This window comes from Paenibacillus sp. GCM10027630 (genome assembly GCF_042676305.1).
In the GTDB taxonomy this organism is placed as follows: Bacteria; Bacillota; Bacilli; order Paenibacillales; family NBRC-103111; genus Paenibacillus_S.
Genome location: NZ_JBHTGY010000086.1, coordinates 1 through 18,830, shown reverse-complemented (window position 1 = coordinate 18,830; position 18,830 = coordinate 1). Strand labels below are relative to the sequence as shown.

The 18,830-nt window shown below is 44.0% G+C and carries 20 protein-coding genes; 16 read left to right on the top strand and 4 right to left on the bottom strand.

Annotation, left to right across the window (positions count from 1 at the left end):
* Positions 1 to 84 precede the first annotated feature (84 nt).
* The 4 genes from ACFQ0C_RS32950 (at position 85) to ACFQ0C_RS32935 (ending at position 4,420) form a co-directional block, all read left to right on the top strand.
* Positions 85 to 882, top strand: a complete 798-nt coding sequence (locus ACFQ0C_RS32950) for a stalk domain-containing protein (RefSeq protein ID WP_379373276.1) — start codon at positions 85 to 87, stop codon at positions 880 to 882.
* A 156-nt stretch (positions 883 to 1,038) separates the two neighbouring features.
* A complete protein-coding gene (locus ACFQ0C_RS32945; RefSeq protein WP_379373274.1) occupies positions 1,039 to 1,302 on the top strand; it encodes a PQQ-binding-like beta-propeller repeat protein in 264 nt (87 codons plus the stop codon).
* Positions 1,303 to 1,633: 331 nt separating this feature from the next.
* On the top strand, positions 1,634 to 3,760 hold the full coding sequence (locus ACFQ0C_RS32940) for an S-layer homology domain-containing protein (protein WP_379373272.1): 2,127 nt from the start codon (positions 1,634 to 1,636) through the stop codon (positions 3,758 to 3,760).
* A gap of 141 nt (positions 3,761 to 3,901) precedes the next feature.
* On the top strand, positions 3,902 to 4,420 hold the full coding sequence (locus ACFQ0C_RS32935) for a GNAT family N-acetyltransferase (RefSeq protein ID WP_379373270.1): 519 nt from the start codon (positions 3,902 to 3,904) through the stop codon (positions 4,418 to 4,420).
* A 115-nt stretch (positions 4,421 to 4,535) separates the two neighbouring features.
* Here ACFQ0C_RS32935 and ACFQ0C_RS32930 read toward each other — a convergent pair whose 3' ends face one another.
* The 3 genes from ACFQ0C_RS32930 to ACFQ0C_RS32920 are packed head-to-tail and all read right to left on the bottom strand — an operon-like array spanning position 4,536 to position 7,110.
* A complete protein-coding gene (locus tag ACFQ0C_RS32930; RefSeq protein WP_379373268.1) occupies positions 4,536 to 5,318 on the bottom strand; it encodes an ABC transporter permease in 783 nt (260 codons plus the stop codon).
* Positions 5,319 to 5,323: 5 nt separating this feature from the next.
* On the bottom strand, positions 5,324 to 6,130 hold the full coding sequence (locus ACFQ0C_RS32925; protein WP_379373266.1) for an ABC transporter permease: 807 nt from the start codon (positions 6,128 to 6,130) through the stop codon (positions 5,324 to 5,326).
* Positions 6,127 to 7,110, bottom strand: coding sequence for an ABC transporter ATP-binding protein (locus tag ACFQ0C_RS32920; protein WP_379373264.1), 984 nt, complete (start codon positions 7,108 to 7,110; stop codon positions 6,127 to 6,129). Before ACFQ0C_RS32920 ends, ACFQ0C_RS32925 begins: the two co-directional genes overlap by 4 nt.
* A 247-nt stretch (positions 7,111 to 7,357) precedes the next feature.
* On the opposite strand from ACFQ0C_RS32920, the gene ACFQ0C_RS32915 reads away from it, so the two are divergent.
* Together ACFQ0C_RS32915 and ACFQ0C_RS32910 are read left to right on the top strand one after the other, a co-directional pair.
* Positions 7,358 to 8,020, top strand: a complete 663-nt coding sequence (locus ACFQ0C_RS32915; RefSeq protein ID WP_379373262.1) for a GNAT family N-acetyltransferase — start codon at positions 7,358 to 7,360, stop codon at positions 8,018 to 8,020.
* 127 nt (positions 8,021 to 8,147) lie between these two features.
* Positions 8,148 to 8,507 carry a VOC family protein gene (locus tag ACFQ0C_RS32910; RefSeq protein ID WP_379373260.1) on the top strand — a complete coding sequence of 120 codons (360 nt, stop codon included), beginning with the start codon at positions 8,148 to 8,150 and terminating at the stop codon, positions 8,505 to 8,507.
* Positions 8,508 to 8,541: 34 nt separating this feature from the next.
* On the opposite strand, the gene ACFQ0C_RS32905 is transcribed toward ACFQ0C_RS32910, so the two are convergent.
* Positions 8,542 to 9,126 carry a GNAT family N-acetyltransferase gene (locus ACFQ0C_RS32905; RefSeq protein ID WP_379373258.1) on the bottom strand — a complete coding sequence of 195 codons (585 nt, stop codon included), beginning with the start codon at positions 9,124 to 9,126 and terminating at the stop codon, positions 8,542 to 8,544.
* Between the two features lie 286 nt (positions 9,127 to 9,412).
* Here ACFQ0C_RS32905 and ACFQ0C_RS32900 point away from each other — a divergent pair, with 286 nt between their 5' ends.
* The 10 genes from ACFQ0C_RS32900 to ACFQ0C_RS32855 all read left to right on the top strand — a co-directional run bounded on the left by ACFQ0C_RS32900 (position 9,413) and on the right by ACFQ0C_RS32855 (position 18,216).
* Entirely contained in the window at positions 9,413 to 9,841 is a 429-nt protein-coding gene (locus ACFQ0C_RS32900) for a GNAT family N-acetyltransferase (protein WP_379373256.1), read from the top strand.
* Positions 9,842 to 9,903: 62 nt separating this feature from the next.
* On the top strand, positions 9,904 to 10,008 hold the full coding sequence (locus ACFQ0C_RS32895) for an LPXTG cell wall anchor domain-containing protein (protein ID WP_379373254.1): 105 nt from the start codon (positions 9,904 to 9,906) through the stop codon (positions 10,006 to 10,008).
* Positions 10,009 to 10,294: 286 nt separating this feature from the next.
* A complete protein-coding gene (locus ACFQ0C_RS32890; RefSeq protein WP_379373252.1) occupies positions 10,295 to 11,245 on the top strand; it encodes a hypothetical protein in 951 nt (316 codons plus the stop codon).
* A 12-nt stretch (positions 11,246 to 11,257) separates the two neighbouring features.
* Positions 11,258 to 12,946, top strand: a complete 1,689-nt coding sequence (locus ACFQ0C_RS32885) for a vWA domain-containing protein (RefSeq protein WP_379373250.1) — start codon at positions 11,258 to 11,260, stop codon at positions 12,944 to 12,946.
* A 21-nt stretch (positions 12,947 to 12,967) separates the two neighbouring features.
* Complete coding sequence (locus ACFQ0C_RS32880; RefSeq protein ID WP_379373248.1) at positions 12,968 to 14,107, top strand: toxic anion resistance protein; 1,140 nt, start codon at positions 12,968 to 12,970, stop codon at positions 14,105 to 14,107.
* Positions 14,108 to 14,245: 138 nt separating this feature from the next.
* The gene (locus ACFQ0C_RS32875) at positions 14,246 to 14,413 is read left to right on the top strand and encodes a hypothetical protein (protein ID WP_379373246.1); all 168 of its coding nucleotides are present in this window, start codon (positions 14,246 to 14,248) and stop codon (positions 14,411 to 14,413) included.
* Between the two features lie 138 nt (positions 14,414 to 14,551).
* On the top strand, positions 14,552 to 14,896 hold the full coding sequence (locus ACFQ0C_RS32870; protein ID WP_379373244.1) for an ArsR/SmtB family transcription factor: 345 nt from the start codon (positions 14,552 to 14,554) through the stop codon (positions 14,894 to 14,896).
* A 30-nt stretch (positions 14,897 to 14,926) separates the two neighbouring features.
* Positions 14,927 to 15,442, top strand: a complete 516-nt coding sequence (locus ACFQ0C_RS32865) for an SRPBCC domain-containing protein (protein WP_379373242.1) — start codon at positions 14,927 to 14,929, stop codon at positions 15,440 to 15,442.
* A gap of 542 nt (positions 15,443 to 15,984) precedes the next feature.
* Positions 15,985 to 17,520, top strand: a complete 1,536-nt coding sequence (locus ACFQ0C_RS32860; RefSeq protein WP_379373240.1) for an extracellular solute-binding protein — start codon at positions 15,985 to 15,987, stop codon at positions 17,518 to 17,520.
* A 27-nt stretch (positions 17,521 to 17,547) separates the two neighbouring features.
* Complete coding sequence (locus tag ACFQ0C_RS32855) at positions 17,548 to 18,216, top strand: carboxylesterase family protein (protein WP_379373238.1); 669 nt, start codon at positions 17,548 to 17,550, stop codon at positions 18,214 to 18,216.
* The last annotated feature ends 614 nt before the right edge of the window (positions 18,217 to 18,830 follow it).

Here is an 18,830-nt window from a genome sequence, read left to right as displayed (position 1 = left end):
TATTTGAGCGGTAAATTTGAAACGCTTTTGAAGCGCTCCCTCATTTAGAATGGATCTAAGTACATTACGAAAGGGTGAAAGTAATTGAAGATGTTTTTTAAGAATAAGAAAATGCTTATGATTGCCGTATTTGTTGCCGCTATTATCGCCAGCTCTTTTGGATCAGCTTATGCGGCGGTCAATTTGGAGCCGATCAACGCTTTTTTTAACCGGGGTGTATCGTTTGTTTTGAAAGGAGAATTATGGCAGCCCAAAGACGAATCCGGGAAGCCGTTGACGGCGATTCATTATGAAGGAAGCAACTATTTGCCGGTTCGAGCCTTGGCTGAGGCGTTAAAAATACAGATCGACTATGATGCTGTCAGTCAAAAAATTTATATTGGAGGCAAACCGGCAGAAAAAACGCCGATTTTTGCCATGCCGATGGAGATTGACAACATCTATGCGATTTTGTCCAAAGACTCCAAAGAGACGTTGGTGAAAAATAAACAGTTCCAAGAGGTTTTAAAGATCGATCAATACGGAGATGTTATTTTTACAACTGACCGGAAGTACAAACGATTTGTTTTAGATGCTGCTGTCATAAGCCCTGGGGAGCATGAGGTGGATTTTATGCTATATAACTCGAGCGATAATGCAGGAAACGCAGCCTTGACTATTCTGAAAAAGCATACTGTGAAGCCGGAAGACGACGTAAAGCAGCTTATCTTTGATGTAGAGGGTCTGGAAAAAATCAAAATCCATGTGCAAAGCCCTAATTTAAACCCTTATATTTATGCGAGGATTTTAGACACTTCTTATTTTGATAACGGGGATCCTGCTGCCAAGGATAGCTTGAAAGGATCGTCAACGAATAGCTCGAAAGAGTCACCAGTCAAATGAGGAGAAGCTTACCCTTGATCTTAGTCCGAGAAGCTCTGAAAATGAAATGGAAAATAGGGGGCTCATCTTATCGGCTTTGGTATCGATTTCAGGACTACTCCCCTCTCTTGCCGCAGCGGAGATAACACCACCCAATTTAAAGTTTGAAGTTAAAATTTGCCGGTTATTCCTTTTATATTCCCGGGGGATAAAGGCAGTCCAAGTGGTAAAGTCAGGTGGGAATACAACAACATTGACGCCATTATATCTACTTCTCCAACTGTCGGTTCCGATGGTACCATCTATTTGGGTGCGGAAAATAAAAAGCTGTATGCGATTAACCCGGACGGAACGAAAAAACGGGATATTTTATTGGGAGAAATAGTATATTTCACCGCTTTTGGCTCTGATGGTACTATCTATGTATGCGGCAAGTGTTGATGGTAAATTGTACGCCATAGATCCGGTCTGCGGGCAATGCGTGTAAGACCAGCTATGCCGACGATGCGGACATTCCGGATGGGGCGAAAGTCGCCGTTTCCACAGCCGAGGAGACCGGCATCATCATTGTCGGGGGCATTGCTGACAACAAATTCGCCCCGCAGGTCCTGTCCACCCGCGCAGAAGCTGCGTCGGCAATCGTCCGGATGCTAAAGATCAGAAAAATCACATCAATCGTTGTGACGGCTGCACCACCCGCGCAGCCGCAATAGAGGTAGCCGCTATCGTTTTGGATTGATGCGACGGTTGTTCTTAACTTTACGGCAGGGAGTTGATCATCATTTCAACAAGTGAATGGAAAAAGGGGATGATAGCCTTTTTCGTCGCAGTGCAAATTTCAGGACTGCTCTCTGTGCCTGCCTCAGCGGTGGGGACTCTCGATGTAAAGATTGATACAAAGATCGATGACATCCCAATAGAAATCAAACCGCAAATAGACATTACCCCGATCGAGAAATGGCCAATCAAACCGATACCTATCAACCCATCGGATGATTTCAAAGCGATTCCAATCAAACCGTTACCCATCATCGATATCAAACCAAAACCAGAACTACCGGAGAAAATCGACAATCCCAAAGGTACAGTCAGGTGGGAACACAGATTTGACGCGAATATAAATTTTTCTCTTACGGCCAGCGCAGACGGTGTAATCTATTTCGACACGTTGGATCTTAAGCTGCATGCGATAAACCCTGATGGGAGGGAGAAGTGGAATATCGTATTGGAAGGCAAGTCACAAGGCATTCCAGCCATCGGCGCAGACGGTACGATCTATATGAGTACATTTGATCATAAATTGTATGCATTCGCTCCGGACGGGAGTACGAAGTGGGTATTCCAAAGGGGTGGATCTAACCGCATCGAACAACTTCGACGTTCCTATAATAGTTCACCAACGGTTGGGGCTGACGGCACGATTTTTGTAGGAGGATCGGACGACACGAATCTGTATGCCATTAATCCGGACGGGACAAAAAAATGGGAGTATACTACCGGAGGCGTCGTAAATACCCCCTCAGTTGGAGCGGATGGAACCATCTATGTCGGATCGGACGACAGCAATCTTTACGCAGTCAAACCTAACGGGCAGAAGAAATGGATATTTCACACAAATGGAACGATAAAAAACTCAGGTCTGGCGATTGGTGCCGACGGTACCATTTATGTGGGATCGTACGATTCTGTATTGTATGCCATTAATCCGGACGGATCGAAAAAATGGAGCCAAAATTACGAAGTGGGCTCCTCTCCGACCGTCGGAAAAGACGGTACCATTTATGTGGGGTCTAGGAAAAAGCTGCTTGCCGTCAATCCGAATGGTACTATTAAATGGAAACTTGATGGCGGCGATGGGATGTATACGACTCCGCTGATCGGAGCCGATGGCACGATATATGTAACCCATAGGGAAGTATGCTATGCGATAAATCCTGATGGGACAGTGAAATGGGAATTCGACGGCGCCTCTGTAGGTATCGACCTTGCAGTTGGAATTGACGGATCGGTCTATATGGGTAGCAATTCGGTATGGCAGAAAAGTATATTGTACGCGCTCGGAACCGTCGCCAGCAGCATCACTGTGAACAAAAAAGCGTTCGCTCTGCAAGTCGGGGAAAGTGAAACGTTGGCAGCAACAATTATCCCTGAGGAAGCGCCTAATAAGCGGGTGAGATGGAGCAGCAGCGACAGTAGGATAGCTGCGGTGGATGGTGCGGGAAAAGTTACAGGCATTACGCCAGGTATGGCAAAAATAACCGTGAAGGCAGAGGATGGGGAATTCACCGCCATTAGCGTCGTGACTGTAACCGGGATTGTGGAAAGCAAGTCCCCGGTTCCGGATAATAATGTTGCGCTCAAACTGACCGATATTTCGGAACACTGGGCGAGCCCGGATATCACGAAAGCAGTGGGGCTTGGATTGGTTAACGGTTATCCGGACGGCACGTTCCGTCCGGATGCGGGCATAACACGCGCCGAGTTTACGAGCATGCTCATGAAAGGGCTGAAGCAAAACGATGAAGGCCTCCCGCTTTCCTTCAGGGATAACGACGAAATCGGTGCCTGGGCGATCCAACCTGCGGCACAAGCAGTACAATTAGGCATCATTAGCGGATACGAGGATGGCACATTTAGGCCGAATGCGAACATTACTCACGCTGAAATGATTGCGATGGTCATCCGTTCCTCCGGTCTCCCTGCTGGCAAAGCGAGTAAGACCAACTATGCCGACGATGCGGATATTCCGGATTGGGCGAAAGTCGCGGTATCCACAGCGGAGGAAACCGGGATCATCATTGTCGGGGGCATTACTGACAAGAAATTCGCTCCTCAGGTGCTATCCACCCGCGCTGAAGCTGCATCGGCAATTGTCCGGATGTTACAGGTCAGAAAATAGTACGTAGTGAAGGAACATTTTCATAAACGAAAACATCGCATCGAAAAAGATACGATGTTTTTTGTATTTTTTAGTTATAAACGTACTCCACTACATCGAATATGGTAAAATATCGCTAATTATAGGAGGGAGTACTCATATATGAATATAGAATTATCTTTACTTCCATATGAAGATAAAACCATTCTGTATAATCTTATTCAGTTATACCGTTATGACAGCAGTGAATTTGATGGACATGTTTTAAACAATCATGGATTCTACTTATACAAATACTTCGACCATCAATGGACAGATGAATATCGGCGCCCCTTTATAGTCAAAGTGGATGGAGAGATTGCGGGATTTGTTTTGGTGAGTCTCGATGTTCCTACAGAATACATGAAACTCAGTTCGGCAGAGGAGACAAACGTAATATCCGACTTCTTTATTATGCGGAAATACAGACGGAAGGGAGTGGGCAAAGAAGTTGCCCTTTTGTTATTTGAACAGTTTCATGGTACTTGGGAGATAAGGCAAACCTTTTCTAATAAAAATGCTTATGAGTTCTGGAGGAATGTGATTAAAGAATACAAGGGCGACGGTACATACCAAGAGGAAATGATACAGAATAGTAGGTGGAATGGGCCTGTATTTGTGTTCCAAACTCAAAGGATATAGTTGAACCAATTAAGATGATGGAGAAATATAAGCGTCAAAGTCGCTCGCCAAGGACAGTTGACGCTTACTTAAATTACAGAGAATAGCCGATAATAAAGCTGGGAGTCTTCATCCATCAAGAGCCCGTCGAGCGGTAATGAGCCACTCCGATTCTCCACACAAACAGGCAGGGCACAAGGAAGATAACACCAGCCAGCGGGATAAAAGCATACAGCGCATGGCTTCCACCGTCACGGCCGAGAATGTATAACAGCGGTAAGTAGTTTACGCAACCGAATGGAATGACAAAGGTGAAAAAACGGCTTACCCATTTGTGGTAAATGTTCAATGGATATTGCGTCATCTCGCGTCCGCCGTCGGTGAATATGTTAGCGATTTCCAGCCCCTGTACCGTCCAGAAGCAGATAGAGGCAGCTAGAATGAAAATACCGGTAAATATAGCTACTCCCCCCGCAATCATCAACAGAAGTGCTATAAGTTTAAGCAGCGTCCAATCGATATGGATATTGAAGGTGGCCCAGATTAATACAATGAAACTCAGAAACAGACGTCCTACTCTAGCAAATTCGAAGCGGGAACCGAATACTTGCACCACGGTGCTCCTGGGACGTACGAGCAGTCGATCAAAGTCACCACTTATGACAAGACTGGAGAAAACGTCGAACCCCCGCGCAAAGCATTCCGTAATTGAAAAAGCCATATGCGTTACTGCGAAGCAAAGAGCCACCTCATAGAACGTCCATCCTTCGATCTGTCCGAATCTTTCAAACATAAAGTACAGACCGGCAAACACTGTAAAAGGTGTCAGGCACTGCCCGAGTGTTAGCAGCAGGAATGAAGCTCGATACTGCAATTGCGATTTGAACAGGAGCAGCATGTACTGAAAATAAAGTTTCATTCGGATTACCCTCCCTGTACAACAACACGTTTAAGCGCTTTGCTCATAGCGAATTTACCGAAGGTAATGAGTGCGGCCAACCATACGATCTGAATGCCCAGCCCAGTCACAGCTTCGGATTTGGAAAGATTGCCTGTAAACACGCGAAATGGAAAATCAGCAGTCCAATGAAACGGAAGCAAATATACGATTTGCTGCATCCATCCTGGCATAAGAGGAACGGGAATAATGAGTCCGGACAGAAATTCCCCGAACACACTGAACAGCAATAATGAGCCGGCAGGAGACATCGTTACAAATACAGAGATGTAAATCAGCATCGAGATGGCAATGATCATTAACAATCCGACGATTAGCACAGCGAGAAAAAGCAGGAACGAGATGAAATCAGGAGGTAATTGAAGTCCGTAGGGGGCTGGCAGGAAAAACACAACGATCAGGATCGGAAAACAGCGAAGCAGGGCGCTTGATAATCGCTGGGCAAGAAGCTTGGCATACCAGAAACCGTAGATGTCATTGGGTCTGCACAATTCATAGGCTATATTGCCGCTGGTTATGAGCTGGAACAACTCATTATCCCTAAGCCACAAGACGATAAAAACAAGAAATGCTTGCTTGAGCCACGTATACGTTATGACTTGTGAAAGCGTCATAGGCGGCTCTTGAATAGCATGAGCGTAGAACGCTTCAAAGATCATTATAAACATGAAGCCAAAGAAAAATTGAGTGCCGATGCCTGCTAATGCTGCGGCACGGTATTGCAGCCCGTTGCTGATACGCAGTTTGAAAACGGATATGTACGCTTTCATCATAGCTGGTACTCCTTATACATTTGAACAATGATATCTTCTATCGGCTGTGTATCGATAGTGACATCCAGCAGCTCGACCTGCGAGGACAGCTTAGTGAGCGCCTCCGACATCATGACCTGATCTGTATCTACACTTAGAATCGCCCGGTCGGGAGTCCAGGACAGCAAGGACGCTCCTGGAATATTTATAGGGATGCTATTCTCACGGTAGTCAGCCGTTATCGTCCTTCGTGTTCCAAATCGGCTGCGCAAGCCCTGAACACTACCATCATAAAGCAGGTTTCCTTTTCCGATTAACAAAATCCGGTCGGCGAGCGCTTCGATATCGTTCATATCGTGGGTGGTGAGGATGACTGTAACGTGCTTTTCCTTATTGATCGTCTTAATAAAATGGCGAACAGCGATCTTGGAAACGGCATCGAGGCCAATAGTTGGTTCATCCAGAAACAGTATGCTAGGACTGTGAAGGAGGGAGGCCGCGATTTCGCAGCGCATCCGTTGACCGAGGCTCAGCTGCCGAACCGGCGTATGGATGATGCTGCTAAGATCTAAAGTTTCGATAAGCAGGGTAAGATTATCTTTGTATTCCTTATGCGGAATGTTATAGATATCCCGCAGCAGCTCGAATGAATCCATGACCGGCACATCCCACCATAGCTGAGTACGCTGTCCAAACACGACTCCGATGTTCTTTACATAAGGGACGCGATCAAGCCAAGGGGTGTAGCCCATGATCGTGCAAGTGCCCTGATCAGGGACGAGAATGCCGCTCATGATCTTAATGGTGGTCGATTTACCGGCGCCGTTAGGTCCGATGTAACCGACAATTTCACCGGGAGCGATGGAAAATGAAATGTCTTGAAGCGCTTCCACAACTGTGTATTCTCGGTGGAATAACGATTTCATAACATGCCTTAGACCCGATGGGCGCTTGGCTACCAGGTACGATTTTTTGATTCCATTTACTGTTATCACTAACATATACCTCCATTCCTATTTTGAAGTGACAGATTTAGAATGCTACCACTAAGAGTTGAAGGTGTCAATACAATTTTTTGTGAATTTTTTCTAGGAACCGGATAAGTCTCTCTATTACTCGGATTGACTAATTTATAATTTGGAGTGGATGCTTTAAAATACTTCGACTGATCTTGACTGTATGGTATATTAAATCCAATTACATGAATTAGAATTTAACAAAAAGTCTAAATTTGAAGGTTGTGATACCATGCTAACTCCAGTGACGCTTCGGGGTTGTATAGTCTGTCTGGAACCCATGACAATTGACCACGTCAATGAACTTTGTTCCGTTGCCTTGGAAGATAGGTCAACTTACACCTATACAAACGTGCCAGATGGACAAGAGGATACTAAACATTATATAGAAGGTGCATTAATGTCCTTTGCAAAAGGCCGCGCATTGCCATTTGTGGTTCGTCACTTAGAAACGAATCGTATCGTCGGAACCACGCGATTCCTTGATCTTGAAGTTTTCTCTTGGCCACCTCCATGGCCACCAGGCGTTGCCAATGGGCCTTCACCTACAGATGCGACCCCGCCAACAGTGGCTGAAATTGGGAGCACTTGGTATGCGTCCTCTGTACAGCGCACTGGTGTCAATACAGAGTGCAAGCTCCTGATGCTTACCCATGCGTTCGAATCCTGGCATTCGATTAGAGTTACGCTAAAGACGGATGCTCGCAACGCACGTTCTCGTTCTGCCATACAACGTCTTGGGGCAACTTTTGAAGGTGTCCGCAGGGCACATGTTCCTGCTAGTGATGGATCTATCCGGGATACAGCGTATTACTCCATTCTCGCCGAAGAATGGCCTGAAGTGCGAACGAATCTAGAGGAACGGCTTCAAAGAGGCTTGAACAAGACAATATAGGCTTACGGTCTTTTAAAAAAGGTCATTGTAAGACTTAAGTCGTAGATGCTCACTACTGCATTGTACTGACGTTTTCCTAAAGCAAATCCATTATGATAAGTAAACAAACCAATTGAGGTGATAGCTAATGGACATTAGAGAAACGGGTATTATTCTGTTCTGTGAGGATTACGAAACCGCAGTAAGCTTTTATTCTGTTCAACTTGGTATGAATATCCGCCAGCGTGGTGAGGACTTAGCCATATTGGATTTCGGCGGCAGTTATCTCATGCTTGAAGACAAGGGTGTGGCTTCTGATAAAGAAAAAACAAGATCACAAAATCCGACTGTAGTCCGATTCAACGTTAATAATTTTGACTTAGCCGTTTCAGAAATCGAAGCACGTGGAGTAAATGTTGAGGTAAAAAGTTTCAAATGGGGGACTATAGGAGTTATTATTGATCCTGAGGGAAATCGAATTGAAATCAAAGGTGACCCTCAATATTAGAGGGTCAAGTGGAGAATCCGTTGCCGCTGGTAGTCTAATCTACCAGCATCTTTTCTAGCCTCATTTTCGCATCGTGCCAATCTGATACTATAAAGCTATAGTAGACTGTGTCTCTGATGTAGCCATCATTCAAAATTCGATGACTTCGGTGTATTCCTTCCGAAATAGCGCCAATACGCTCAATTGCTCTTAATGAGCGGGTATTGCGTGAATCGGCTTTAAGCTGCACTCGGACCGTACCCAATGTCTCAAAACAGTGCTGCAGCAGTAAATATTTGCACTCGGTATTCACTCGTGTTTTCCAAACTTCTCGGGCAAGTGCTGTCCAACCGATTTCCAGATGTCGATGCTGAGCGGAAATGTCAGCAAATCTAGTCGTCCCTACCAGACGATCAGTTTCCAGGTCGCGAATGACAAAAGGCAGAGCATCCCCTCTAGCTCGTTCCTCTAGAGCAGTCTCCACATAATTTTTCATATCGTCTATACTTCGCATACCGGGAGGGGAATACGTCCATAATTCAGGATCCTTCAGCGCTTCATAAAGCGGGTTAATATGGGAAGATTCCATGGGAACAAGAATTACCCTTTCTCCTTGCAAAATTACGGGTTCAACTTTCATGGGCGTTGTCTCCTTTTTGTTATCCTTATACATGTAACTAGTAATTTAGGATACAAAGAATATTGGCAATATAAAAGTACCAATAATCCGATTTTTTACTAGACCATTTTTCCACTCCAAAAAAGAGTATTTCTAAGTTCCAGTACAGTAAAGGGTGTTGTGGTGGCGGGGTACATAGAATCAATTTTACTGGCAGGTTTATGGATAAATAGAGGATAACTTCCTAAATTAGGCGAAGTATAAAATTGAGATGTAGCGTCTTATTTTTCAGAAATGGGTGAAATTAATGATTATTCATGTAAGATTGGCAACTATAAACGATGCGGACGCGCTCTCCAGCTTAAATTTTAAGTTTAATGGGGGAGACAAACGTCCTGTGACGGAGATAATTGAGAGCTTGAAAAGTTGCAATGAGTTGATTGCCGTGGCTACCCTTTCGGACGTAGTAATTGGTTTTGCCTGTGCTCAAAGCTTCAAATCTTTTTGCTACAAGGATGCTTATGGTGAAATAACTGAAATGTATGTTGAAGAAGCTGCACGAAGGAAGGGCGTTGCTACATCCTTAATTTCCTTTCTTGAAGAGCAGCTTTCTTTGTGTGGTGTCAAAACAATCAAGGTATTAACAGGCAGGGATAACGAGGCTGCAATTAATACATATGTACGAAGCAACTATATAGTAGATGACGAAGTTATGTTAAATAAGAAGTTGAAATAATCTCATTCATTGTTTCGATTGATCCTCTGATCTTAGTTGAATAACTTATGGAGGTACAATAATTGTTTATTCATTGGAATAACATAATATTATTTTTAGGGATACCCGTTGTACTTATCGTCGGACTAATAATGTTTAAGAGAAAAAAACATGATAAAAATCGCTGAAAAGTGTAAGAGGACGAGACAGAACTGAAAATTCCGTTATTTAATCTGCAGGCTTCAATGTAAGATAATAGCGGAAGTCGGGATTCCGCTATCTGGGCCGAATGATGAACACTATGCAACAAACAGAGAGAGAACGGAACGAGGTCTTCCGTTATTTCTCTGTTTGTCGTGCTTTCCATGCCATAGCGAAATGATTACTTCCACTAATGCATGATTCATTCATTATGGGAAGAAGCAGCGCTTCCGTTTAGATGCGAAGTATGTGATGGGGAGAGATTTCCGGAATATGGCCAGAGTGTTCATAACTATGCATACTGTATCAAAGACGCACTCATTTTGGTTAAATTTCCTTTTTCTGTCCCAGCTCGACAATAAAAACAACAACTCACTAACTTTTTTTGGTAAAATAGAAAAGGAAGTGATATCAAGAAGGACTAGGTCACGGGTCTTAACCATTCGAGAAGCACTGGAAGTTGTTAGTTACGTAGTATACATAGGGGGTGTAATCATTAAGTACATAAAACTACTGGGACTAATTATCAGTGTGATCGTTATTAATATCATAGTCCTCTCACCTGGATTTCTTGGAGTAGAGCTAGGCGGAAGCCCTCTCCATACTGCAATTGGAGTAACTATATTATTCGTAAGTGTGCTTTCTTTGCTCTATGGAAGCTACGTATGGTTATTTAAACCCCCTGTCGCGCTGCCTCTGAAACAGATCAAAACACAAGAGGATTATGCGGAGGCTTTGTCTCAGTACAGGAAAGTAAAAGTGTTGGAGAAGGACATTGCTCTTGCTTTAAAGCAGCTGGAACGAATTGAAAAAAAGAAAGAAACCTTGCTAGAGATCCTGAACCAGAGATTTGAGTCGACTGAGCTAAGCTACATAAAGTTTATTTCCGTGACCCAAGAGGTAGAAAAGCTATTTTATCTTAATTTAAAAAGCATTCTGAACAGGCTCCTTGTTTTTGATGAATCAGAGTACGAAAGCGTCATCAGTCAAAAGCCAACCCAATTATCACCGAGGATTCTTCAAGAGAGAACTATGGTTTACAACGAGTTTATGGCTTTCATCCAAAATTCCCTTGCGACGAACGAAGAAATCTTGTTAAAGCTAGACAAGTTAATATTGGAAATATCCCGCTTGGATAGTTTGGAGCCTGGAGACATTGAAGGAATGCCTTGCATTCAGGAGATCGACTCTTTAATTAAGCAAACCAAATATTACAAACAGTAAGAGGTGCTAGGAATGCCAAAAAAAAGTAAGTTTTTCCTGCTTTCAGGTATCATTGTGATATTCGTATTCGTCATGGTTTATGCAGGGGTAAGTTTAACTTCAAATTTCGGAAAATCCAAAACACAGATTACTTCCGAAGATGCAGCGAAACAACTAAAAAAGTTTTACTCCGATATCTCCGTTGCTACTGAAACACCGGTAAAGGGGCAAATAGACCTCAATCCAATTGATGTTGCCGCCTCCTTGCCTGATATCTCCAAGTTTCCTATAACCGTGAACAATACGACGGAAAACTTCGTGGAAATTTTCTCCTCTACAGAGAAATCGGGGACTGGTGTTGACGGTTGGTTAGCTGAGACAGCTACTGAATTTAACAAAGCCAGTATCATAGTAAATGGAAAACCCGCTTCCGTTAAAATCCGTAATATTGCCTCGGGAACCGCAGCTGATTACATTAAATTCGCCAAATATGTTCCAGACGCCTTTACCCCTTCAAATGAACTGTGGGGAGAAATGGTCAAGGCAAGCGGCGTCAAGACGCAGCTCGTTTCCAAACGTCTTGCTGGTAACGTACCTGGAATTGTTATAGCAAAGCCGAAATATGATGCTATAGTGGCGAAATATGGTTCGGTGAACGTGAAAACCATCACGGATGCTATTGCTAATAACGAATTTGCCATGGGTTATACCGATCCATTTGCCAGTTCTACAGGGCTGAATTTTCTTGTGACAGCGCTAGGGACGTTCGACAGCTCGAATATTTTGAGTGACAAGGCAGTTCAGGGTTTCGAAAAATTTCAATCCAATGTACCGTTTATTGCATCTACAACCATACAAATGCGTGACGCGGCTAAATCCGGAGCTCTTGACGGTTTTGTTCTGGAGTACCAAACCTATGTCAATACGGCCGACTTGAAAACAGGCTTTGTTTTTACCCCCTTCGGTGTAAGGCATGACAGTCCTTTATATGCATTGGGCGATCTTCCACAAAATAAATCGGAAATTCTTGCAAAGTTTTCGGAATTCGTGACGCAGGATAAGTATCAGAAGACAGCACAGCAAAAAGGCTTTAACGGTCTTGAAGATTACAAATCCGAGCTCGCAGCAGTCGATGGAAGCCTTCTGTCTTCCGCGCAAAAGGTTTGGAAAGAGAAGAAAGACGGCAGCAAGCCCATTGCGGCGGTTTTTGTAACCGATGTTTCGGGCAGCATGGCAGGTGCGCCTATTAACCGATTGAAGGAGTCTTTGATAAAAGGCCAAAAATATTTAGGCAAAAGCAATAGCATCGGTCTTGTCTCTTATTCAAGTGGGGTGACCATTAAGCTCCCTATAGGGAAGTACGATACATCTCAGCAATCCATGTTTGTTGGAGCTGTGAATAGTCTCCAGGCTGGTGGTGGAACGGCTACCTTTGATGCGATTATCGTAGCGTTGAAGATGCTTCAAGATGAAGCGGCTGCCAATCCCGGTGTTAAGCCTATCATCTTCGTCCTGAGTGACGGTGAAACAAATGCGGGCCATTCATTAAATGATATTAAAGGGTTGATCGAGACGTTCAAGATCCCTATTTACACGGTCGGTTATAACGCGAACATCAAGGCACTTCAGAGTATTTCAAGCATCAATGAGGCCGCTAGTATTAATGCTGATACAGATGATGTGGTCTACAAGCTGGGTAATTTGTTTAATGTCCAAATGTAATGAAGTCAAAGGAGGATTGACATGTCATTTTCAATGGAAGTCGTAAGTCAGGAAGTTATTAAGGAAGCAATAGAGCAAGAGGTGAAGCCTGTACCTGAAGAGATAGCGAAGCTGAAAGAGGCAGCGGATGCGAATGTTGCCATCATTATGGAATTGGATCTTGATTCACTGGATAAGAAGAAAGAAATATTGAAATCCATCGATACTTACGGCTTAAATACAATGAGAGTGTCCTCGAAAAGAAATACAATGCTCCAGGTTACAGTAGGAAACCTTTCGAAATTAGGTGACGAGGGGGGGCCAGTAGCCAAGGGTCTTGCTGAACTGCATACTCAGTTGAAAGATTTGGACCCTAGCGTGGTGGACTTTGCAAAGAGAGGCATTCTGGGGAAATTGTTCAATCCATTGCGTGCGTACTTTCTTAAATATGAAAAAGCGGATGTGGTGATTGCGGATATTGTCGTTTCTTTGGAAAAGGGGAAGTCGACCCTCAAAAATGATAATACTACGCTTGAAATCGAACAACAGGAAGTCAGGGAATTGACTAAAAAGCTCAGAAAAGAAATTCAGCTGGGGATGTTAATGGATGAGTCCATTGAAGCGCAAATAGAAGCAGCAAAATTACGTAATGAGGACCCTGACAAAATCCGCTTTATCACGGAAGAAGTGTTATTTCCTTTGCGTCAGCGCTTAATGGATATGCAGCAAATGTTGGCTGTGAATCAACAGGGCATTATGGCATTCGAGGTTATCATTCGCAACAATAAAGAGCTTATTCGTGGAGTAGACAGGGCGAATACGGTCACAATTTCTGCACTGAGAATTGCTGTAACCGTGGCAAGTGCACTCTACAACCAAGGAATCGTTCTGAAAAAGATCGATCTTTTGAACCAAACGACGAACGATATCATCGCCGGTACATCAAGGATGTTGAAGGAGCAAGGGGTCGCCATTCAAAAACAGGCCATGCAATCGAGCGTATCGGTGGATACATTGAAGCAAGCATTTACGGATGTATTGTCGGCTTTCGATTCGATAAGCATGTATAAGCAAGAAGCTCTACCAAAGATGCGTGAAACGATCGATCAGTTCCGGACATTAGCCGACGCTGGCGAAAAGCAGATTCTGCGTTTAGAGAAAGGAAATTTGTTGGGTCTTTAATCATGAAGCTGCTGTATGAGGGGATATCAGAAAAGCTTGAGAAATCAAGCTTTTTTTTGATTTACCAAGAACAGGTGCCGGCAATTTATTAAAGTTATGATGATACATTTTGTATCAACTGATGGAGGGTTAATTCATATGGAAACCGGACTTATTAAAAAAATGAAGAGTAAGCTGGCAGCAAGCTTAGCTGCATTCCTGTTAGCGGCTAACGTGGTGCCAGCTGAGAAGCTTTATCAGAGAATATTTTTATTATTTGATAACAAAGAGACAGAGTGGGAAGTAATAGATATTGTTAGTCGGTAGATTTTGATGAACATTATTCATGAATATTCCTTGACAGGTATATTCCTTATGGAGTATATTTAATTCAACAACAAGTTGACTATAGTGATGAAGGAGGATGGCTTGATAAGAAGACACTGATTACATGAGGTGAGCATCATGTCAGGTAAGAATCCGGGCATGAATATTACGACGCTGAGCGCTTTGGCCGAACCGAATCGTATGCATATTGTTGAACTCCTGCGCGACGGTCCCCTGACCGTAGGGGAAATTGCCGACCGGCTGGGACTCCGTCAGCCCCAAGCCTCGAAGCATCTGAAGGTGCTTAGTGACAACGGGATTGTGGATGTTCAGGCCGAAGCCAACCGCCGAATTTACAGATTGAAGTCCGAGCCCTTCCAAGAGTTGGATTCTTGGGTGAAGTCCTTTCGACGCACTATGGAAGAAAGATTCGACAATCTGGACGACTACTTGCGGGAACTGCAAAACAAGAATCATTCATAGGATCATTCAAATTGATGAGGAGGAATTTCAATGTCTGACAACACAATGGTTTCGAGGGTAGAGAATGAACGGGTACTGGTGCTGGAGCGTGTCTTCAACGCACCGCGTGATCTCGTTTTCAAGATGTTTAAAGAGCCTGATCATCTGAAGCATTGGTGGGGTCCAAGAGGCTGGGAGCTTCCGATTTGCAAGGTCGATTTCCGGGTAGGGGGAGTTTGGCACTACTGTATGAAGTGTGTTGATGAGAACCAAGGTCAATTTTTCGGTATGGAATCTTGGGGTAAAGCAGTCTATAAGGAAATTATTGAGCCGGAGAAAATCGTCTTAGTTGACTACTTCTCGGATGCCGAAGGCAATACGAATGAGTCTATGCCCTCGACGGAGGTCACATTGGAATTCATCGATTTGGGCGGCAAAACGAAGCTGGTCAATCGTGGTGAATATGTGTCGGCGGAAGCACTCAAGACGGTCATAGATATGGGCATGATGCAAGGCATCACCGAAACGTGGGATCGTCTGGAAGAACGTCTGAACGAGGTCAAGTAAGGTACAAGAGGAATGGCTGCCTGGTTTTGATAACCAGCGGTCGTTCCAACAGTAAACTGTAATGGCAGCGGGGACGCTACCTCGAAGTAAAGCACACAATGCCCGCTTCAATTCTTGGCGGCAGTATATTCTTTAATTCAGCCCTCATTCCTTTGGAGTAGAGGGCTTTTTTTGTTGCCCAAATTTTAATAGAGGCAATACTGCAACCGAATAATGTAAAAATAATTACAAATTGGTCAAACGCACACATTATCCAACGTTAGTTCCCGCCCTATAATTAAATGTAACCCAAGTTGATCAACTATCGGTTTCAGAAAGTATGGAAGGGAGACTTTGTCGTGTGCGTTTTTTTATTTAATAGAGTTAATTAAAGAGGCGAACAGCACGTGAAGGAGGTAAATGCGATTAAGATACATTCACCACGTGGAGTCGTTGGATCGAGGGGGAAAGGAAGAATCCAATCTTCCTAGCATAGCCTAAGGCGGGACCATTATCTGTAGAGCAAGTGCGTGGGGGTCGAGAATCGAAAAGGAGGATTTTTCATGATTCAATACGAACAATGGTTTCACAAAAACATAAAGCTGGGTACTGCTGTCTGTTTGATGGCGTCACTGTTGACTGCCTGCGGCGGTGACAAGATAGACGGGGGGACGGCGGTCAAAGCTGTAGTCAAGGAATTGCCTGCGGAAATCAGTATTCTCACCGAATTTAATACAACTGAACCGCCAGGTGATGATAATCCGGTGTTAAAGGAATTTGAGAAACGCACGAACACGAAGTTGAAGATTACATGGGTATCACCGAATAGTTACGTGGAAAAGCAAAATGCCGTGCTGGCTTCGGGGGAAATACCGGATCTGATGAAAGTCAGCGATTTAATCAATCCGCTTATGCGTCAGATGGTCGATCAGGGGGCATTTTGGGATTTGACACCTTTTCTGAAGGATTATCCGCACTTGATGGAATATCCGAAGGAAGTATGGGAGAAAACGACAATCAATGGAAAGCATTTCATCATCCCATCGGTACGTCCACTCGAAGGTGGAAACACGCTTCCTTCCATCCGCAAGGATTGGTTGGATAAGCTGAATTTGAAAATGCCGGAAACGTTGAATGAACTGTACGAGGTTCTGAAAGCCTTTACACTCAATGATCCCGATGGTGACGGCAAGCCCAACACGCTTGGCTATACGATGAATGATTACAATTTTGTGCAAAATGTGCTGAATGAAAGCAACGGCAAATGGAAGCTGCAGGATGGGAAGATGATCAACACTGAACTCGAACCGGGCACACACGACGCGCTGATCTGGTTGAACAGGCTGTACAAGGAGAAGCTGATACCCGAAGATTTCGCTGCAATGAAGGGTTCGCAAACGGAGGATATGGCAAAGGCAGGGAAGGCAGGATTACATATAGATACCGTGGAAGGCATCTGGCGTTCGACAGCCGAATTGGTTAAAACGAACCCGAAGGCGGATTTCCTTCCATTGTCCTATTTAAAGGGCCCGTCTGGTAATGTTGCTTTCCAAACTTCGGGTTTTTCCGGGCTTTTCCTGATTCCCAAAAAGGTTCCCGAGGACAAGGTGAAAAAAATTCTCGCGCTGTTGGATTACGGAGCGACGGAGGAAGGATTTATGTTGGCCTGCTATGGGTTCGAGGGTGTGCACTATAAGGTTCAGGACGGATTTAAAATAACGACTGAGCAGGCGTTGAAGGATAGTGTAGCGCAAAGCTCCTTTGGGAAAATTTTCGAACGGTACGACAAATATTTGTGGGCTTACCGGACGGGAATGCCTAAAGAAGTATTCGAACGCAACAAAAAGATTATCGACGAGCGCTTAAAGGTGAGCATTGCGGATCCTTCGATCGGCCTTATTTCGGAAACGAATCAAAAGCTCGGAGCCGATTATTCGAAAAAAATTGCCGATTTTAAAGTAAAAGTGATCATGGGCAGAGAACCAATCGAGGCTTGGGATAACTATGTAAAATTGTTGAAGGCAGATGCCAACTATATGAAGATTATTCAGGAATATAACAAAGCATATCAGGACCGTGTTAAAGCGAGCGGCAAATAGAATACCATAAGGGAGGAGACAACAATTGTGAAACAACAAGAATGCAAGCTTGAAAAAGAAATTACGAAGCAAGTAAGTCTTGACTACCTGCTTCATTTGCCAACCGGATACGAAGAAGCCAACCGCAAATGGCCGCTCATTCTGTTCCTGCATGGACGTGGTGAGCGAGGCACCGATCTGAACCGTCTACTACAATACGGAATTCCGAAGCTCGTCGAGGAACAGGAGGATTTTCCATTTATCGTGGTATCGCCACAATGTCCCTCATACACAACTTGGGGTTTAGAAAACGATGCTTTACTTGCACTGCTTGATGATGTATCTGAGCGTTACGCGGTTGATAGAGGGCGGATTTATTTGACGGGAATTAGCATGGGTGGCTTTGGAACGTGGAATTTGGCAGCGGAAGACCCGGATAGATTCGCTGCAATCGCCCCGATTTGTTCCACAGGTCCAACGGAAAAAGTCCATATGCTTAAGGATGTTCCGGTATGGGTGTTTCATGGTGCAAAAGATACAACTGTACCCGTATATCATGCAGAAGAAATGGTTGAGAAGCTGAAAGCATGCGGAGGCAATCCGCGTCTGACGATTTATCCGGAAGCCGACCATGCTGCTTTGACACCTGTTTTCTACAATATGGAGATTTATGATTGGTTCCTGCAGCACAGCAGGAGTCGGCCCCCCTCTGAATAAAGCGTAGTGAAGAGTTAATGTAAAGAATCAGAACGTGGGAGACAAGGTACGGGAGTGTAATTTTCTCGTTGTTGGCTTGAATTTCTGGACAATTGCTGTGTCTCCAAGCTCTTCTTTTTCTTTTTCATCGTTCGTTGAGCAAAGCTTGCATAGGGCCCTTGGTTTGCCTGTGGAATTTAGGGAAGTTGTGTCAGGCAGACAACTTTTGAGAGGTCAATTTTTCTACCCAGTCGCTATGTTACTTTAAACCTATCCGGTTCGTGAATATACAAACATATAAGTATGAATATTGCCATTACCATTTTTTACAGGTAGTGGTATATTTATTTAAAACGATCTGATTTCTTGAAAGACTTTTGAAAGATTGATAAACCATTTAACTTCTAGACAAAAACTTAAGAACGGTAATGCCAGCATATACGACTCGAAGCCATTGCCTGCTCCCAAAAACCTGCATTTATACATCCTTTGGCTGGTATATCCGAAGTCTTAATGAATTCATGCAAATGAAGTCAATTTCATAATTCAATTCTTTGAAAGTCAGACTGATCCCAAATCCATGGGCTCTTTTTTAAAAAATTATGCGACCTGCTTAGCTTCTTCCATACGTTTGT

What these genes read in the sequence shown, in the direction of transcription:
- ACFQ0C_RS32865 (WP_379373242.1), top strand. Translation starts at nt 14,927, where the DNA reads ATGTCTGACAACACAATGGTTTCGAGGGTAGAGAATGAACGGGTACTG.
- ACFQ0C_RS32875 (WP_379373246.1), top strand. Translation starts at nt 14,246, where the DNA reads ATGGAAACCGGACTTATTAAAAAAATGAAGAGTAAGCTGGCAGCAAGC.
- ACFQ0C_RS32890 (WP_379373252.1), top strand. Translation starts at nt 10,295, where the DNA reads ATGGCCAGAGTGTTCATAACTATGCATACTGTATCAAAGACGCACTCA.
- ACFQ0C_RS32900 (WP_379373256.1), top strand. Translation starts at nt 9,413, where the DNA reads ATGATTATTCATGTAAGATTGGCAACTATAAACGATGCGGACGCGCTC.
- ACFQ0C_RS32860 (WP_379373240.1), top strand. Translation starts at nt 15,985, where the DNA reads ATGATTCAATACGAACAATGGTTTCACAAAAACATAAAGCTGGGTACT.
- ACFQ0C_RS32885 (WP_379373250.1), top strand. Translation starts at nt 11,258, where the DNA reads ATGCCAAAAAAAAGTAAGTTTTTCCTGCTTTCAGGTATCATTGTGATA.
- ACFQ0C_RS32870 (WP_379373244.1), top strand. Translation starts at nt 14,552, where the DNA reads ATGTCAGGTAAGAATCCGGGCATGAATATTACGACGCTGAGCGCTTTG.
- ACFQ0C_RS32915 (WP_379373262.1), top strand. Translation starts at nt 7,358, where the DNA reads ATGCTAACTCCAGTGACGCTTCGGGGTTGTATAGTCTGTCTGGAACCC.
- ACFQ0C_RS32925 (WP_379373266.1), bottom strand. Translation starts at nt 6,130, where the DNA reads ATGATGAAAGCGTACATATCCGTTTTCAAACTGCGTATCAGCAACGGG.
- ACFQ0C_RS32910 (WP_379373260.1), top strand. Translation starts at nt 8,148, where the DNA reads ATGGACATTAGAGAAACGGGTATTATTCTGTTCTGTGAGGATTACGAA.
- ACFQ0C_RS32880 (WP_379373248.1), top strand. Translation starts at nt 12,968, where the DNA reads ATGTCATTTTCAATGGAAGTCGTAAGTCAGGAAGTTATTAAGGAAGCA.
- ACFQ0C_RS32935 (WP_379373270.1), top strand. Translation starts at nt 3,902, where the DNA reads ATGAATATAGAATTATCTTTACTTCCATATGAAGATAAAACCATTCTG.
- ACFQ0C_RS32920 (WP_379373264.1), bottom strand. Translation starts at nt 7,110, where the DNA reads ATGTTAGTGATAACAGTAAATGGAATCAAAAAATCGTACCTGGTAGCC.
- ACFQ0C_RS32905 (WP_379373258.1), bottom strand. Translation starts at nt 9,126, where the DNA reads ATGAAAGTTGAACCCGTAATTTTGCAAGGAGAAAGGGTAATTCTTGTT.
- ACFQ0C_RS32930 (WP_379373268.1), bottom strand. Translation starts at nt 5,318, where the DNA reads ATGAAACTTTATTTTCAGTACATGCTGCTCCTGTTCAAATCGCAATTG.